This window comes from Rhodococcus sp. 06-470-2, from assembly GCF_002258235.1.
In the GTDB taxonomy this organism is placed as follows: Bacteria; Actinomycetota; Actinomycetes; order Mycobacteriales; family Mycobacteriaceae; genus Rhodococcoides.
The window spans coordinates 1-14525 of record NZ_NOYB01000015.1 but is presented as its reverse complement, the minus strand read 5'-3'; the positions used below and the strand labels follow the sequence as shown (position 1 = coordinate 14525).

The following is a 14525-nucleotide window of genomic DNA, read 5'->3' as shown; positions in this document are numbered from 1 at the left end:
ACCCGGCGTCGTCGGCACAGAAGCCTGGCATGGGGTTACGCTGCGTGCCGTGAATGATCTCGACTTCGGTGAGTACCTCGGCGGACGACGTGGCAGGTAGGTTGCGAGCGCGGCTGAGTGACAGTGGCGCGCTGACCGACAAGCCCGACTTCGCGCTCGTCGGAGTGCTGCGGGTTCCGGAACTGGAGTCGAGTCCGTGGCGCGCTATCTACAAGCGGGTGCTGATGGCGCTCGGAATCCTGTTCCTCGCGGCGTTCGTCGTCTATCTCGATCGAGACGGCTACAGCGACAACCAGAACGGCGAACTGTCGTTTCTCGACGCGTTCTACTATGCGACGGTGTCGTTGTCGACGACGGGATACGGTGACATCGCACCGATGAGTCCGTCGGCGCGCCTGGTCAACATCCTGGTCATCACACCCCTTCGGGTCCTGTTCCTCATTCTGTTGGTCGGTACAACGCTGTCGGTTCTCACCGAGCGGTCCCGGCAGGCATTCAAAATTCAGCGATGGAGACGCAGCGTGCGCAATCACACCGTGGTCATCGGTTTCGGCACCAAGGGCCGTACCGCAGTCGACGCGATGCTCGGAGACGGTGTTTCGGCGTCCGACATCGTCGTCGTCGACACCGATCAGACGGTACTCGACGCCGCATCGGCCCTGGGCTTGGTCACCGTGCACGGGTCGGCGACCAAGTCCGACGTGCTCCGGCTCACCGGAGCCCAGCATGCGGCGGCCATCATCGTGGCGACCAACCGGGACGACACCGCGGTGCTGGTGACTCTGACCGCACGCGAGATCGCTCCGAAAGCAAAGATCGTCGCGGCCATCAGGGAAGCGGAGAACACGCACCTGCTGCGTCAGTCCGGTGCCGATTCGGTCGTCGTGTCGTCGGAGACCGCGGGACGTCTGCTCGGCATCGCCACGTCGACCCCGTCCGTGGTGGAGATGATCGAAGATCTGTTGACCCCGGAGGCGGGCTTCGCCATCGCCGAACGCGAAGTCGAGCGTGACGAGGTGGGCGGTTCTCCGCGGCACCTCACCGACATCGTCCTCGGAGTGGTGCGGGGCGGCAAACTGTTCCGAGTCGGCACCCCGGAAGTCGATGCGGTCGAGGCATCCGATCGATTGCTGTACATCCGTCGCGTGGGCGACTAGTCCCGGCCAAGTAGGGTCGTGCGCGTGCCGAAATTCCACCTCGCTCACCCACCTCGACTGTCCCGATCGCCACTGAACAGGGCAGAGGAACTGCGCCGAGACACCGCAACATTGACAGCGGGTTGGCCGACAGCTCGAATCCTGAACGTGGACGGCAGAGGCCGATTCCCGGTGGACGAGCACGGCCTGGTGCTCGGCTCCGCCGCGGACGTCGCCGCCGAGCCGACGGCCGATGCGGTCTTTCTCGGAATTCACGGCGATCGACACCTGTGGGCCAGGCGGGTCGAGGTGGTTGCAGGCACCCTCGGCGACCTGCGCACCGACGGTGATCGCCTCGACAGCGACGCGTTGTCGATGGTGACCGGAGCCCTGGCGATCCTCAACTGGCATGCGAGCGCACAGTTCAGTTCACTCGACGGTGCGCCGTCCGTTCCGTCGAGCGCGGGGTGGTCGAGGACGAGCACGTCGACCGGTCACGAGGAGTTCCCTCGTACCGATCCGGCGGTGATCTGTCTGGTTCACGACGGTGGCGATCGAGTGCTGCTGGCCCGAGCACCTGCGTGGCCCGAGCGTCGATTCTCGGTGCTGGCGGGTTTCGTCGAGGCCGGTGAGTCGCTGGAAACCTGTGTGACTCGGGAGATCAGGGAAGAAGTGGGCCTCGACGTCTCCGACATCGAATATCTGGGCAGTCAGCCCTGGCCGTTTCCGCGTTCGGTGATGATCGGATTCTCCGCCGTCGCCGACCCGCAGCAACCGTTGCACTTTCAGGACGGCGAGATCGCCGAGGCCCACTGGTTCGACCGAGCAGAGGTGGTCGCAGCGCTCGAACTGGGTGACTGGGGATCGGATTCGACGTCACGGTTGCTGCTCCCAGGTTCGATCTCCATCGCGCGCGGAATGCTCGAGGCCTGGGCGGCGTCGGCCTGACGGTCGGTCAGAGCGACAGCGCGCGCTTGACCTCGGCCAGAGTGGGGTTCGTGGCCGTCGACCCATCGGCGAACAGCACGGTCGGCACCACATGGTTGCCGTTGTTCACGCTGCCAACGAAGTCGGCCGACTCCGGGTTCTGCTCGATGTCGATCTCGGCGTACTCGATTCCGGCCTGGTCGAGCTGGGTCTTGAGCCTGCGGCAGTAACCGCACCACGTGGTGGAGTAGACGGTCAGCGCGGCCGGGGTCTGTGGGGTGTTCTCGGTAGTGGTCACGCCAACAGTCAACAGGAGCGCCGACGCGATTGTTCCGGCCGACACCCGCATCGGCCGTCGGACACCCGGTTCGGCCCCGGGTGGAGCTGTCGGTAGGCACTGACACAATGGACCTCATGGCTGACGACGCGATGACCGCCGGACTCGATCCGGAGCAATCCGCGGCAGTGTTGGCTCCCCGCGGCCCGGTCTGCGTCCTGGCGGGTGCGGGCACAGGAAAGACTCGCACGATCACCCGACGCATCGCCCACCTCGTCTCGGCGGGGCACGTGTCCTCGGGGCAGGTGCTCGCAGTGACGTTCACTGCGCGCGCGGCCGGCGAGATGCGCGGTCGCTTGCGTGAGCTCGGTGTCGGGGGAGACGGCCCTCCGGTGCAGGCTCGGACGTTCCACGCCGCGGCCATGCGTCAGCTCAAGTATTTCTGGCCGCAGGTGGTCGGCGACACCGGATGGCAGCTTCTCGATCGCAAGTTCACCGTCGTCTCGCAGGCGGCCAACCGCGCCGGGGTGTCCACGTCGACCGACGCCATCCGGGATCTCGCGGGAGAGATCGAATGGGCCAAGGGATCGTTGATCGCACCCGAGGACTATCCGCGCATCGCGGCGAGCAATCGCCGTGACGTTCCGATGGACGCGACCAAGGTCGCCGCCGTGTACGCCGGCTACGAGGAACTCAAGTCACGCGGCGGCGACGGGATGTTGCTCGACTTCGACGACCTTCTGCTGCACACGGCCGCCGCGCTCGAAGAACATTCGTCGGTGGCCGACGAGTTCCGCGAGCGCTACCGCTGCTTCGTCGTCGACGAGTACCAGGACGTGACGCCGTTGCAGCAGCGGGTGCTCGACGCCTGGGTGGGTGAGCGTGACGATCTCACCGTCGTCGGTGACGCGAACCAGACCATCTATTCCTTCACCGGCGCATCTCCGCGGTATCTCCTCGACTTCTCACGGAAGTACCCCGAGGCCACCGTGGTTCGGCTCGAGCGCGACTATCGTTCGACGCCCGAGGTGGTGTCGCTGGCGAACCGCGTCATCGGAGCCGCCCGCGGTCGCATCGCAGGCACCCGACTGCAGTTGATCGGTCAGCGCGAGCCGGGTCCGGAACCGGAGTTCTTCGAGTACGACGACGAGCCGGCGGAAGCGGACGGCGTGGCGCGAGCGATCAAGAGGTTGATCTCGAAGGGCGTGGAACCGGCCGAGATCGCGATCCTCTACCGCATCAACGCTCAGTCCGAGGCACACGAGCAGGCGTTGACCGAGCTCAAGATCCCCTACCAGGTGCGCGGCGGTGAAGGGTTCTTCACCCGACCCGAGGTGCGGCAGGGTGTCAACGCGTTGCGGCAGGCAGGCGGTCGCGACGATCTGCCCGACGGCGCGCAGGCGGGCGAGGGGCTACCGGCTCTGGTGCGAGCGGTGTTGGCTCCGCTCGGCCTGACTGCCACCGAGCCGACGGGTGCGCAGGCCCGCGAGAAGTGGGCATCGTTGGGTGGTCTGGTGCAGCTCACCGAGGAGCTGCTGGTGCACGAGCCCGACCTGACTCTCGACAAACTGCTGGGCGAGCTCGCAGCACGCGCCGAGGCTCGGCATCCACCGACGGTGCAGGGCGTCACGCTCGCCTCGCTGCACGCGGCGAAGGGACTCGAGTGGGACGCGGTGTTCATCGTCGGTCTCGCCGACGGCACTCTGCCGATCTCGCACGCGATCGGCAACGACCCCAGCGCCAACAACGAGGCAGCCGTCGAGGAGGAGCGCAGGCTGCTCTACGTCGGTGTCACGCGCGCCCGTGTCCACTTGCATCTGTCCTGGGCACTCGCCCGCAACGAGGGCGGACGCAAATCACGGCGACGGTCGAGGTTTCTCAACGGTCTGATTCCCGAGGACTCACCCGCGTCGCGTATCGCCGCGCCTGCTGGCAAGAAGTCCGGTCCCAAGTGCCGGTTGTGCGGCAAGCCGTTGATCGGCACGTCCGCGACCATGCTCGGTCGGTGCGACAGTTGTCCGTCGAACGTCGACATCGCCCTGCTCGATGCGCTGAAGTCGTGGCGATTGGACAAGTCCCGCGAACTGAAGGTGCCCGCGTACGTGGTCTTCAGCGACAACACGCTGACGGCCATCGCGGAGCAGCAACCGCAGGACGAGCGTGGGCTGGTGGCGATTCCAGGAATCGGGGCCAAGAAACTGGAGCGGTTCGGCGAAGAGGTCCTCACCGTCGTGCGGGCCTCGGACGCGTGACGCAGAGGGTGAGAATTTCCGCGAAACCGCAGGTAGAAAATAACTTGTGCAGATATCGGCGGGGGGCTTAGTCTGTTTCACGTGCCGCGGGAGATCGCGCACTGTCCCATCCGCCGACGAGACCAGAACAGGAGCTGAAGAAAATGATCAACACATTGCACGCCGCCGTTGCCCACGCAACCGTCGCGTTCAGCCCTGTCCTCGGCACGGCACCCTTCGGAGTTGCCCCCCTCGGCACTCATGCCGCCGCCGCAGGCTCTGTTGCGCAGACGTGGATTCGTTCCTCCGCTTTCGGCCCCATCGACGAGTCCGCATACGCGGCCTCGGGTTCGAATTCCGCCCAGGTCGCCCTGGCACCAGGAGCGAAAGCCGTTGCTCAGGCAGCCCGACGTCACCGCGCACCACGTGCGTCCGTGCTCGACAGCAGACACCGACTTCACTGTCGGTAGACGCTTCGACAAGCCCCACCAGGCCACGGACCCGCACTCGCGGACCGTGGCCTTTCTCGTTCAGGTAGTTCCTCTATCCGAGCGTGAGGCCGACAGGTTCGCATCACCCCTCGAACCGATAACGACGCCGCACGAAAAGTAGAGGAGACCGACGTGTCAACCGCCACGATCCGGACGACATGCCGACCAGAGTCCGAGAGTGCCTACGCTGCACAGTATTCGACCGAATCGGTCGAGCTGGCACTGTCGGTGCCCTGCCGAGCGGCGAACCCCGACATGTGGTTCGCCGACACCCCTGCCGAACTCGAGCAGGCGAAGGCGCTGTGCGCCGAGTGCCCCATCCGGCGTACCTGCCTGAGCGCGGCCCTCGACCGAGCCGAGCCGTGGGGCGTATGGGGCGGTGAGATCCTCGAGCAGGGTGTCGTCATCGCCCGCAAGCGTCCCCGAGGACGGCCGCGGAAGAACGCAGCATGATGTCCGAGACCGGTGCCCGGTTTCGCCGAACGATCAGTCGGCGAAGCCGGGCAGCCACTCGGTGAGAATGGCCATGTACGGCGCGTAGGCGTCCAATTGCGCGCAGATACCGACCAGCCCGCCGAGCACTCGGAAGATCATCACGTACTCGGCAGGCATGTTCAACGCGCGAACGGTGCGGAACTGCGCACTGTTGAAATCCGCGGCGGTGCCCGCAGCCTTCTGCAACCAGGCCCTGGTGAAATGGAACGATTCGGTGTGAATCGGATCGGTGAACGGACGTAGATAGTCCTCGATCTCCTTCTGCGTCACCGTTCGCCCCGGCACCACGAAGCCGCTCTCGGTGAACAACACCACGAGTTCGTCGAACTTCTCGTCACGCGCGAGCGAGACCATTCTGCCGAGAACCGGAGGGAGGCCGTCGGGCATCGGAGCGCAGGCACCGAAATCGATGACGCCCATGCGTCCGTCCTCGAGCATCATGAAATTGCCCGGATGGGGATCGGCGTGCAACAACTTCGCCCGCGCCGGAGAGACGAATGCGAACAGTGCGAGCAGTTCGCCCGCCCGATTGCGTTCCTCGGCCGTTCCGTTCGCGATCACATCGGCCAGCGGCCGACCCGTCATCCATTCGCTGACAACCACTTTGGGTGCACTGGCGACGATCTTGGGAATGGCGAACTGTGGATCGCCCGCAAATTCCTTGCTGAAGGCACGTTGATTCGCCGCCTCGATGCGGTAGTCGAGCTCGTCCTCGGTGCGAGCCGTCAATTCCTCGAGCACCGGCTTGACGTCCGTGCCCGCGAGCACCGTGCTGAACAGGTTCGCGAACCTGTTCAGCGTCTTGAGGTCGGAGCGCAATGCGTCGTCCGCGCCGGGGTACTGGATCTTCACCGCGACATCGCGTCCATCCGACCACGTAGCTCGGTGCACCTGTCCGATGCTGGCCGAGGCGATCGCAGTGTCGTCGAAATCGAGAAAACGTGACCGCCACGCAGTTCCGAGCTGTTGGTCCAACACCCGATGCACGGTCTTCGCGGGCATGGGCGGTCCCTGCGCCTGCAGCTTGGTCAGCGCCTCGCGGTACGGCTCCGAGAACTCCTCCGGAACGGCCGCTTCCATCACCGAGAGCATCTGCCCGAGCTTCATGGCACCGCCCTTGAGTTCCCCGAGGACGGAGAAGAGCTGTTCTGCTGCTTTGGCGGCCATGTCCGCGTCGATTTCGTCGCGATTGCCGCCGGCGAGCTTCTTGCCGAACCCGACGGCAGCACGACCGGCCATTCCGAGGGGAATGCTGGCCAGTTTTGCAGTACGAGTCGATCCACGGCGCGGTATGTCAGACACAGCTCCATCATGGCTGAACCTTCCGACAATTGCTCGGACCGCCCCGCACCGACCGCTGTCGGTCGAGGTGAACTCGCTTTCGGTGCGTTTCGTCAGTGCCAGCAATCGCAGTGCGGATGCTTGGACCACAGCCGTTTGTGCACGGTGGTTCCGGCTGCCGCGAAGTCCAGCTCCATGGTGCAGTCGGCGGTCTCGGGGAGCGCGGCGTCGGAACGGCCGATAAGGTTCTCCAACTGAGCGAACGCGAACGCTGCCGTGGCCAACACCGTCGCGCTGCTGGCTTGGCCGACCGTGCCGAGCAGTTGAGCGGACAGATGTGGCCACTCGGGCTCGAAGTCGCAGCGCGTCAGATCGGCACACCGCAGGCAACTGGTCCGACCGGGCACCACGAAAGGACCGACTATCCCCTTGCCGTCTCGTAGCCGCACCTGCAGATGTGGGGTGCGCAGGCGCACCAGATCGGTCACCAATCGGGGTTCGGCAACCAGATCGTCGGCCAACACCACGACGTCGTAGTTCCAGGACTTCACCACCGAGTGCGGGTAGCGCGTCGGAGTCAGACTCGTCCGGCTCACCGTCACTCCGGTACGACTCAGACCGGAGGCCAACGCGTCGGAGATCGGGCCTCGCCCCACCAGGTGGACGGTCTTCACTGCCCCCGATCCGGAGGCGCCCGGTGAGGCGTCGGACACCACCGGTTCGCTCGTGCCGTGCAGCAGCAACCCGGAATCCTCCAGTTCGCCGAGCATCGCCGATGTCCGATTGGCGGACATTCCCAATGTCATTGCGTGACAGACGATGTGCGGTCTGGAGTGGCCTGCGGCGAGGAGTCGGAGAATGTCGAGTATCGAGCCCGGCTCGGTGCCGGGAGGTGGAGTGACGACGACGCTGGTCTCGGGATTCCAACCCAACTGAACTGTGCCGTCTCGCCGCGGCAGAATTGCCACCGCAGGATCGAGTCGAACTGTCGGTGTGATCATGAAACACACTCTGGCAGCCCAGACCGCGAAGAACGCCCACTCGGAGCGCGTTATCCACAGGGTGGAAGGGCCTCCGAGCAGGCGTTCGACGAGCTGGATCGAAGCGGTGCGACACCGCCCGGGTCAGGTTGTGGATGAACCTCTGTCGGGACCGTCGTCGGTGCCCTTGTCGTCGTTCTCCGCAGCGCGCTCGGCGCGCTCTTCGGCCTCCTTGGCCTCCATTGCTTCGAGCTGCGCGATCGGGTCGTCGAAGTTCGATGTTCCACCACCGACCACTCGGTCGATGAACGCCGCGGGATTGTCGAGATCCGACGAGTCGGGCAGAAGATCGGGGTGTGCCCACACGCCGTCACGCCCCTCGATGTCGGCGGCGGCGAGGAGCTGACGCCACAGATCGGCTGCTTCGCGGACCTTGCGGGGGCGCAGTTCGAGGCCGACCAGCGTCGCGAAGGTCTGTTCGGCCGGGCCTCCCGACGCCCGGCGGCGACGGATGGTTTCGCCGAGTGCGACGGCACCGGGCAGACGGTCGCCGAGAGCGGTCGCCACCACCGTTTCGACCCATCCTTCGACGAGGGCGAGCAGTGTCTCCAGACGCTCGAGTGCGTGCTTCTGCTCCGGCGTCGTCTGGGGCTCGAAGGCACCCTGCTGCAGGATCGCCTCGATCTTCGACGGATCGGTCAGCGCGGACGGGTCGAGTCCTGCGGCGGCCTCCTCGATGGCCGAGAAGTCCATCCTGATGCCGCGGGCGTACTCCTCGACGGTGGCCAGAACCCGCTGCCGCAACCACGGGACGTGGCTGTAGAGCCGCTGATGGGCGGCTTCACGAGCGGCGAGGAACACCAACACCTCACGGTCGGGCTGCTCGAGCCCTTCACTGAACGACGCGATGGCCGACGGCAACAACGCCGCCGTCCCCGACGGTCCGAGGGGCAGGCCGATGTCGGTGGACGTCAGCACCTCCTTGGACAGCTGGCCGAGAGCTTGGCCGAGCTGCGAGCCGAACGCCATCCCGCCCATCTGCGTCAGCATGCCCATCATCGGCCCGGCCATCTGCTGGGCCTCGGCGGGCAGTCCGGATGTCCACATCCCCGAAATCTGCTCGGCGACGGGGTCGCACAGGCGCTTCCAGGTGTCGATCGTGTTGTCGAGCCAGTCGACCGGTGTCCAGGCAACGGTCTTCGTGGCACCGGCAGGCAGCGTCGTCGCCCCGTCCAGCCACAGCTCGGCGAGGTGCGCGGCGTCGGTAACGGCCTCCCGTTCGCCCGCCGACACCGGGCTGAAATCGCCCATCTGCTGGCGTGCCAGCTGCTTGGCCAGGTCGTAGTTCACCGGCCCCGAACCGGTTCCGCCCGCAGCTCCCATTCCGCTGAGCATCTGGCCGAACTGGGTGAGCATCTGGCCCAGCTGTGCGGGGTCGAAGCCCTCCGCACCGAACCCGAAGCCGGCAGGGTTGCCGGAGCCGTCCGGATCCTTCTTCTTGTCCGGGTCGTCGTCGGGGGCACCGAAACCAAAATTGCTCATGACTCAACGGTACAAGCCCGGAGAACGGAGAGAGTGGTGGATCGTCACGCTGACGGCGAACAGTCGGACCCGTGCGAAGTCGGCACCGACGCACTCGGTAGGGGCGGTCTGCACCGTGGACTTCGTTCGGATCTAGTGTCTACGGAGTGAACCGAAGGATCGCCACTCTCGTCGCTGCGCTGGTGCCCGTGGTGGTGCTGGGCGTCACCGGCTCGGTCGTCACCGTTCCCTTCGCCGCACTCGGCCCCGGACCGACGTACAATACTCTCGGCGACGTCGACGGGGTGCCCGTGGTGCAGATCGACGGAACCGAGGTCGACCCGACGGCGGGTCACTTGAACATGACGACCGTGGCCGTGCGTGATCAGCTCAATCTGTTCGAGGCTCTCGGCTTCTGGGCGAGCGGACGCCAAGGCCTGGTCCCGCGTGAAGAGGTCTATCCGCCGGACATGACGAAAGAAGAAGTGCAGGAGGGCAATCAGGCGGATTTCGAGCAGTCCGAATCCAGCGCCGAACTGGCTGCTCTGCACCATCTCGATCTCCCCGTGTCACTGGCGGTGGCCAGTGTGGCCGAGGACGGCCCCGCTGCAGGCGTGCTGAATGTGGGGGACACGCTGGTGTCGGTCGGCGGCACGCCCGTCGCGACTGCATCGGCCGTTCGTGAGGCCGTCAGTTCGAGAGCGCCGGGCGATTCTCTCGACATCGAGTACGTGCGAGACGGGTCGACGCAGACCAGCGCAGTGGTGCTCGGTGCTCGGCCCGACGATGCATCCCTCGGATACCTCGGAGTCACGCCCGAGGAGCAGCCGGACGTGCCGTTCGACGTGAAGTTCAACCTCGCCGACGTCGGCGGTCCGTCGGCCGGACTGATGTTCAGCCTCGCCGTGGTCGACAAGCTCAGTCCCGGTCAGCTGAGCAACGGTGAGTTCGTCGCGGGCACCGGAACGATCGACGCCGACGGTACCGTCGGGCCGATCGGCGGTATTCCCTACAAGCTGATCGCGGCTCGCGAAGCGGGTGCGACCACGTTCCTGGTGCCGGACGCCAACTGTGGTGAAGCCGAACAGAACGTTCCCGACGGACTGCGTCTGGTGCGCGTCGAATCGTTGGACAGTGCTGTCGACGCTCTGCAGGCGATCGGCTCCGGCGGCGACGCGCCGTCCTGCAGCTGACCGGGTCCTGCCGCTAGTCGTCGTCGACGACGTCGAACGTTGCGTAGAGGCCGTGCACGACGTTGGGGGCCAGATCCTCGGCGATGCGAAGGTCGATGGGCGCGAAGGGATCGGCGTCCTCGTCCGGGTGCAACTGCAGCAACGTCAGGGACGGGCCGTCCTTGAGCACCGCGACGATCAACCGAGCATCCCGTTTCTCGGGATGGTTCTCGGCGGCCGAGCGTGCGGCTTCGTCGGCTGCATCGGGATCTGCGAGCAACGGCATCAAGGCATCGTCGAGGGTCGATTCGGCAGTCGGTGGAAGCACGACTATCTCCTGAACCAGGGCACATCCGACCACACCCTCGGGCCACGTGGAGGTGGCGAGGAACTCGTCCAGGCCGGGGGAGCCGCCGGTGATGTCCTCGGGCAGCGAGTGCTGCTGGATCGGCGTCAGTGCGGCACCGTCGGCGAGATCGTCGAGCAGGCCGGGCTCGGCCGCGGCGAGCGCTGCGGTCGGCACCAACGCGAACATCTGCGGGGCCTGGTGCCATCCGCCCGCGTCGACGAAATCCGCCACCTCGCGGGCACATCGAGCCAGAGCCTCCGCCACGTCCTGCCCACCCGACTCCGGGTCGAACTCGCTTCCGAAATCGTCTCTGCCGGGCAGTCCGTTGCTGTCGTTGCTCACCGCACTATCCTCGCATTCCGATGGTTCTGTTCGACGCGACGCTCCTGACCTGGGTTCGGCAGTGGCCGCAGTACGGTTGTCGCAGCCGTAGGATCAACGTACGTACAGTAGGGCGAAACGGACATGCGGTGCACACTGAGTGCATCGCCGAAGTCATCTGCGGTGCCGATCGGCGCCGCCCGAAGTTGGAGTGTGGCACGTGGGCATGAGGCCCCCCACCGGTATGCCGTCCTTGTCGCGGCGAAGCCGGATCTTGCTCGTATTGGCCTTGGTGGCAGCAGGTTTGCTACTCATCGGTCCCCGTCTGATCGACGTGTACACAAATTGGCTGTGGTTCGGCGAAGTCGACTTCCGTGGCGTGTACACCACCACTCTGCTGACGCGGTTGGTGATCTTCCTCGTCGTTTCCCTGGTCGTCGGACTCATCGTCTTCGCGGCACTGCTGTTGGCGTACCGCAATCGGCCGGTGTTCGTTCCGGTCGCCGGTCCCAACGATCCGATCGCGCGGTACCGCACCACGGTGATGAGCCGTCTGCGCCTGTTCGGCATCGGAATTCCGGTGGTGTTCGGTTTCCTCTCCGGCATGATCGCCCAGACCAACTGGGTGACGGTCCAGCTGTTCCTGCACGGCGGGGACTTCGGGATGACCGATCCACAGTTCAATCTCGACGTCGGGTTCTACTCGTTCGATCTGCCGTTCTACCGATTCATCCTCAACTGGCTCTTCGTCGCCGTCCTGGTCGCGTTCTTCGCGAACTTGGTGACGCAGTATGTATTCGGCGGAATCCGGCTCGCCGGACGTGAGGGAGCCCTCACTCGCGCAGCGCGGATCCAGCTCGCCGTCCTGGCGGGCAGCTTCGTTCTGCTCAAGGCCGTGGCGTACTGGTTCGACCGCTACACCCTGCTGTCGAGCAGTCGGAAAGAACCGACGTTCACCGGTGCCAGCTTCACCGACATCAATGCGGTGTTGCCGGCCAAACTGATCCTGCTCGCGATCGCCGTGATCTGTGCCATCGCGTTCTTCGCAGCGATCTTCCTGCGTGATCTTCGAATTCCGGCGTTGGCCACTGCGCTGCTGGTGCTCTCGTCGATCCTGATCGGTGCCGTCTGGCCGATGGTGATGGAGCAGTTCTCGGTGCGCCCGAACGCGGCGGACAAGGAGAGCACGTACATCGAGCGGAACATCGCGGCCACCAGAGCGGCGTACGGACTGACCGACGACGTGGTCACCTATCGGAACTACTCCGGCGAGGCGGCGTTGAGCCCCGGCGAGGTGGCGTCGGAGTCGGCCACGATGTCCAACATCCGTCTTCTCGACCCGAACATCCTCGCGCCCACGTTCACCCAGCAGCGTCAGATCCGTAACTTCTACGGATTCCCCGACACTCTGGCCGTCGACCGGTACCCCGATGCCGACGGCAACCTGCGCGACTACGTCGTTGCTGCCCGTGAGATCTCACCGCAGACCCTCGACGCGAACCAGCGAGACTGGATCAACCGCCACACCGTGTTCACGCACGGCAACGGTTTCGTCGCAGCGCCGGCCAACTCCGTCGACGAGGCCGTCGCCGACGAATCCAGCGGCGGGCGCGGCGGTTACCCGAACTACCAGGTCAACTGGATCGAGAACGACTCCGAGGGCACCATCCGAAAGGACGGGCCCGGCGACCTGGACCAGCCGCGCATCTACTTCGGCCCGGTCATCGCGAACTCCGACGCGGACTACTCGATCGTCGGTTCCACCGGCGAGCCTCGCGAGTACGACACCGACAGCAAGAGCTACACCTACACCGGTGCAGCAGGTGTCGACGTCGGCAACTTCTTCAACCGGCTCGTCTTCGCCAGCAAGTACGCCGAGCGCAACATTCTGTTCTCGAGCGTGATCGGCGACGAGTCGAAGATTCTGTTCAACCGTGACCCCCGCGACCGCGTTCAGAAGGTCGCACCGTGGTTGACCACCGACGGATCGACCTACCCGGCGATCGTCGAGGGCAAGCTCGTCTGGATCATCGACGGGTACACCACGCTGGACAACTTCCCGTACGCCCAGCGGATGTCGCTCGAGGACGCCACGGCCGACAGCATCGAGTCGACGACGACACGTGCGCTGCCGAGCCGAGAGGTGTCGTACATCCGAAACTCGGTGAAGGCCACCGTCGATGCCTACGACGGCACCGTCAAGCTCTACGAGCAGGACGAGAACGATCCCGTGCTCAAGGCATGGGAAGGCGTGTTCCCGGGAACCGTCATCCCCAAGGACCAGGTGTCCGACGAGCTTCGTGATCACTTCCGTTACCCGGAAGATCTGTTCAAGGTTCAGCGTGAACTGCTGACCAAATACCACGTCAACGATCCGCGAGAGTTCTTCACCAACAACGCGTTCTGGGAAGTTCCGACCGATCCGACCGCAGAGAACACCGCGGCCAAGCAGCCTCCGTACTACGTCGTCGCATCCGACATCTCCAACGAGGAGAATCAGGCGTCGTTCCAGCTGACCAGTGCGCTGGTCGGATATCGCCGAGAGGTGCTGGGCGCGTACGTCAGTGCGGATTCGGACCCGGAGAACTACGGCAAGATCACCGTGTTGCGATTGCCGACCGATACGTCGACGCAGGGTCCCAATCAGGTGCAGAACCAGATGACGACCACGACGGACGTATCCGAGAGTCTCGGCATCGTGCGCCGTGAGAACACCGTGGAGTTCGGCAACCTGCTGACACTTCCGGTCGGCAACGGTGGATTGATCTACGTGGAGCCGGTGTACGCCTCTCGAACCAACGAGGCGTCCGCTTATCCGCAGTTGATTCGAGTACTCGTCTCGTACGAGGGCCGCGTCGGGTATGCCGCGACACTGCCCGAGGCCATCGAGCAGGTGTTCGGAGCGGGTGCCGGACGCACGGTCACCGCACCCGGTGAGACCGACGGAAATACGCAGCCCGGCGCTGTTCCCGAAACCGCGCCGTCCGACGGTGGCACGCCTGCGGCAACTCCTGCCCCCGCCACCGGCGGTTCGGCAACGAGGGATGCTGCCGTTTCCGGTTTGAACGCTGCACTCTCCGCTGTGCGCTCTGCGCAGCAGAGCGGAAATCTGGCGGAACTCGGCACTGCGCTCGAGAACCTGCAGACCGCGGTCGACACGTACAACCGGGCCGGCAACTGATCGGGTCGGGTCAGGTCTGCTGACCCGAACCGGTCGATACGAGCGAAAGGGCCGCCTCACCGAATGGCGGGTTCTAACGATCCCCGCAACACCCTCGATTTGAGGGAGTTGCGGGGATCGTGGCATGTGCTGGGTTGAAGGTGCGGTTTTTCGAGGCGTTGGA

Annotated in this window: 12 protein-coding genes; 7 read left to right on the top strand and 5 right to left on the bottom strand. The window is 65.3% G+C overall.

From position 1 onward, the window contains the following. Positions 1–89: 89 nt before the first annotated feature. Both CH276_RS08560 and nudC read left to right on the top strand, forming a co-directional pair. Positions 90–1157 carry a potassium channel family protein gene (locus CH276_RS08560; protein WP_032398311.1) on the top strand — a complete coding sequence of 356 codons (1068 nt, stop codon included), beginning with the start codon at positions 90–92 and terminating at the stop codon, positions 1155–1157. Between the two features lie 24 nt (positions 1158–1181). Beyond that, a complete protein-coding gene (gene nudC / locus CH276_RS08555) occupies positions 1182–2084 on the top strand; it encodes an NAD(+) diphosphatase (RefSeq protein ID WP_032398312.1) in 903 nt (300 codons plus the stop codon). Between the two features lie 7 nt (positions 2085–2091). Here the strand turns inward: nudC and CH276_RS08550 are convergent, their stop codons facing one another. Next, positions 2092–2361, bottom strand: coding sequence for a mycoredoxin (locus tag CH276_RS08550; RefSeq protein WP_032398313.1), 270 nt, complete (start codon positions 2359–2361; stop codon positions 2092–2094). Between the two features lie 116 nt (positions 2362–2477). On the opposite strand from CH276_RS08550, the gene CH276_RS08545 reads away from it, so the two are divergent. From CH276_RS08545 to CH276_RS08535, 3 genes are all read left to right on the top strand, one after another. Continuing rightward, a complete protein-coding gene (locus CH276_RS08545) occupies positions 2478–4592 on the top strand; it encodes an ATP-dependent DNA helicase UvrD2 (protein WP_441344248.1) in 2115 nt (704 codons plus the stop codon). 143 nt (positions 4593–4735) lie between these two features. After that, on the top strand, positions 4736–5041 hold the full coding sequence (locus tag CH276_RS08540) for a hypothetical protein (protein ID WP_032397689.1): 306 nt from the start codon (positions 4736–4738) through the stop codon (positions 5039–5041). Positions 5042–5194: 153 nt separating this feature from the next. Then, positions 5195–5515: a WhiB family transcriptional regulator gene (locus tag CH276_RS08535; RefSeq protein ID WP_037189857.1), complete on the top strand. Its 321-nt coding sequence runs from the start codon at positions 5195–5197 to the stop codon at positions 5513–5515. A 33-nt stretch (positions 5516–5548) separates the two neighbouring features. Here CH276_RS08535 and CH276_RS08530 read toward each other — a convergent pair whose 3' ends face one another. From CH276_RS08530 to CH276_RS08520, 3 genes are all read right to left on the bottom strand, one after another. Then, positions 5549–6859, bottom strand: a complete 1311-nt coding sequence (locus CH276_RS08530) for an ABC1 kinase family protein (protein WP_032398314.1) — start codon at positions 6857–6859, stop codon at positions 5549–5551. A gap of 92 nt (positions 6860–6951) precedes the next feature. Continuing rightward, positions 6952–7839 carry a hypothetical protein gene (locus CH276_RS08525; RefSeq protein ID WP_094632476.1) on the bottom strand — a complete coding sequence of 296 codons (888 nt, stop codon included), beginning with the start codon at positions 7837–7839 and terminating at the stop codon, positions 6952–6954. 123 nt (positions 7840–7962) lie between these two features. Further along, on the bottom strand, positions 7963–9360 hold the full coding sequence (locus tag CH276_RS08520) for a zinc-dependent metalloprotease (RefSeq protein WP_094632474.1): 1398 nt from the start codon (positions 9358–9360) through the stop codon (positions 7963–7965). 146 nt (positions 9361–9506) lie between these two features. Here CH276_RS08520 and CH276_RS08515 point away from each other — a divergent pair, with 146 nt between their 5' ends. Beyond that, the gene (locus CH276_RS08515) at positions 9507–10532 is read left to right on the top strand and encodes a YlbL family protein (protein WP_094632472.1); all 1026 of its coding nucleotides are present in this window, start codon (positions 9507–9509) and stop codon (positions 10530–10532) included. A 13-nt stretch (positions 10533–10545) separates the two neighbouring features. Here the strand turns inward: CH276_RS08515 and CH276_RS08510 are convergent, their stop codons facing one another. Then, positions 10546–11124 carry a PPA1309 family protein gene (locus tag CH276_RS08510; protein ID WP_094632531.1) on the bottom strand — a complete coding sequence of 193 codons (579 nt, stop codon included), beginning with the start codon at positions 11122–11124 and terminating at the stop codon, positions 10546–10548. A 277-nt stretch (positions 11125–11401) separates the two neighbouring features. Here CH276_RS08510 and CH276_RS08505 point away from each other — a divergent pair, with 277 nt between their 5' ends. Next, a complete protein-coding gene (locus CH276_RS08505; protein WP_176459168.1) occupies positions 11402–14362 on the top strand; it encodes a UPF0182 family protein in 2961 nt (986 codons plus the stop codon). The last annotated feature ends 163 nt before the right edge of the window (positions 14363–14525 follow it).

Coding starts and splice junctions, on each gene's coding strand:
- CH276_RS08545 (WP_441344248.1), top strand. CDS start 2,478: ATGGCTGACGACGCGATGACCGCCGGACTCGATCCGGAGCAATCCGCG.
- CH276_RS08540 (WP_032397689.1), top strand. CDS start 4,736: ATGATCAACACATTGCACGCCGCCGTTGCCCACGCAACCGTCGCGTTC.
- CH276_RS08525 (WP_094632476.1), bottom strand. CDS start 7,839: ATGATCACACCGACAGTTCGACTCGATCCTGCGGTGGCAATTCTGCCG.
- CH276_RS08520 (WP_094632474.1), bottom strand. CDS start 9,360: ATGAGCAATTTTGGTTTCGGTGCCCCCGACGACGACCCGGACAAGAAG.